At 63.4% G+C, this 1,876-nt stretch carries 3 protein-coding genes; 2 read left to right on the plus strand and 1 reads right to left on the minus strand.

The window, feature by feature from the left end; genetic code table 11:
• Together EN935_RS33885 and EN935_RS33890 are read left to right on the plus strand one after the other, a co-directional pair.
• Positions 1–951, plus strand: a 951-nt coding sequence (locus EN935_RS33885) for a leucyl aminopeptidase (protein WP_127374117.1), incomplete at its 5' end; no start/stop codon positions are given.
• 49 nt (positions 952–1,000) lie between these two features.
• Positions 1,001–1,450 (plus strand): DNA polymerase III subunit chi, encoded by a 450-nt coding sequence (locus tag EN935_RS33890; RefSeq protein WP_109662848.1) that lies wholly within the window; start codon positions 1,001–1,003, stop codon positions 1,448–1,450.
• A 125-nt stretch (positions 1,451–1,575) separates the two neighbouring features.
• Here the strand turns inward: EN935_RS33890 and EN935_RS33895 are convergent.
• A partial coding sequence (locus tag EN935_RS33895; protein WP_127374118.1) for a DUF995 domain-containing protein occupies positions 1,576–1,876 on the minus strand: 301 nt, incomplete at its 5' end.

Consider the following 1,876-nt stretch of genomic DNA (forward strand, 5'->3'; position numbering starts at 1 on the left):
CTTCTGGCGCGCGACCTCGTCAATGAACCGCCAAACGTGCTCGGGCCGGTCGAGTTCGCCGCCCGCGCCAAGGAACTCGAGGCGCTCGGCGTCAAGGTCGAGATCCTCGCCGAGAAGGAGATGAAGAAGCTCGGCATGGGCTCGCTGCTCGGTGTCGCGCAAGGCTCGCCGCGCGGCGCCCGCATGGCGATCATGCAGTGGAACGGCGGCAAGCCAAAGGACAGCCCGGTTGCCTTCGTCGGCAAGGGCGTCACCTTTGACACCGGCGGCAATTCGATAAAGCCGGCCTCGGGCATGGAGGACATGAAGGGCGACATGGGTGGTGCGGCCGCGGTCACCGGCCTGATGCATGCGCTGGCTGCGCGCAAGGCGAAAGCCAATGTCGTCGGCGTCATCGGCCTGGTCGAAAACGCCGTCGACGGCCACGCTCAGCGCCCCGGCGACATCGTCACCTCGATGTCGGGCCAGACCATCGAGGTGCTCAACACCGATGCGGAAGGCCGCCTCGTGCTGGCCGATGCGCTGTGGTACTGCAACGACCGCTTCCAGCCGAAATTCATGGTCAATCTGGCAACGCTGACCGGCGCCGTCATGGTCGCGCTCGGCCAGCACTATGCCGGCCTGTTTTCCAACAATGACGAACTGTCCGAAAAGCTGACGGCGGCGGGGCAGGCAACGCAGGAGCGGCTGTGGCGCATGCCGCTCGGCGCCGAATACGACAAGCTGATCGATTCCAAGAATGCCGACATGAAGAACATCGGCGGCCGCTATGGCGGCGCCATTATCGCCGCGCAATTCCTGCAGCGCTTCGTCAAGGACACGCCTTGGGCGCATCTCGACATTGCCGGCACCGCGATGGGCTCGCCGTCGAACGAGATCAACCAATCCTGGGGTTCGGGTTTCGGCGTCAGGCTGCTCGACCGGCTGGTGCGCGACAATTATGAGCAATGAGCGGATTCAATCACTATAGACTGAAGCGATGGCACTATAGACTGAAGCGATGGCCGACGTCCTGTTCTACCACCTGACCGAATCGACGCTGGAGGATGCGCTGCCAGGCCTCCTGGAGCGCAGCGTCGACCGTGGCTGGCGCGCCGTGGTGCAGACCGGCACCGAGGAACGCCGCGATGCGCTCGACCAGCATCTTTGGACCTTCCGCGACGATTCGTTCCTCGCGCACGCCACCGACCGTGAGGCTTATCCCGGTGAACAGCCGATCCTGTTGACCACCGGTGACGGCAATCCCAACCAGGCCAAGATAAGGTTCCTCGTTGACGGCGCTGTGCCGCCTGATCTTGGTGGCTACGAGCGTGCCGTCTTCCTGTTCGACGGCCACGACGCCGCGCAGGTCGAGGCGGCGCGGGGGCATTGGAAGGTGATGAAGGACGCCGGCCATGCCGTCACCTACTGGCAGCAGACGCCAGACCGCCGCTGGGAGCGCAAGGCCTAGTGCATGTCGCCCAAAAGTGACTTCGTTTTGGGGAACGAGATGCGCAAAAACAAAACCTAAAGCGGGTCGCCTGAAACCGCTCAGACGCGACACGCTTTAGGCCAGCCGCCTGTCGCAGACACAGTCTACAGCTTTGCCTTGACCCGGTTCTGTTTCCTGGTGACGTAGTCGCCGTATTTCAATCTCTCGAAAACGTACCAGTCGCCATCCGGAGCCTTGCGCTGGTAGATCACCTTGCCAGCCTGGCGATGCTCGAAGCAGGTCATCGAGCCCTTCACGCCCCAGGAACCGTGCCATTGTGCGCGCCAGCACAACTTGCCGCCGCCGGGGATGAACCACAACCCGTCGCCATAGCCCGGCTTGCCTTTGTCGTTGGTCCAGGCGTCGAACTGCCGCTGCTTGACGGCAAAGAACCCGGCGCCCTTC

Source organism: Mesorhizobium sp. M7D.F.Ca.US.004.03.1.1 (genome assembly GCF_003998635.1).
Taxonomy (GTDB): Bacteria; Pseudomonadota; Alphaproteobacteria; order Rhizobiales; family Rhizobiaceae; genus Mesorhizobium; species Mesorhizobium loti.

Coding starts and splice junctions, on each gene's coding strand:
- EN935_RS33890 (WP_109662848.1), top strand. CDS start 1,001: ATGGCCGACGTCCTGTTCTACCACCTGACCGAATCGACGCTGGAGGAT.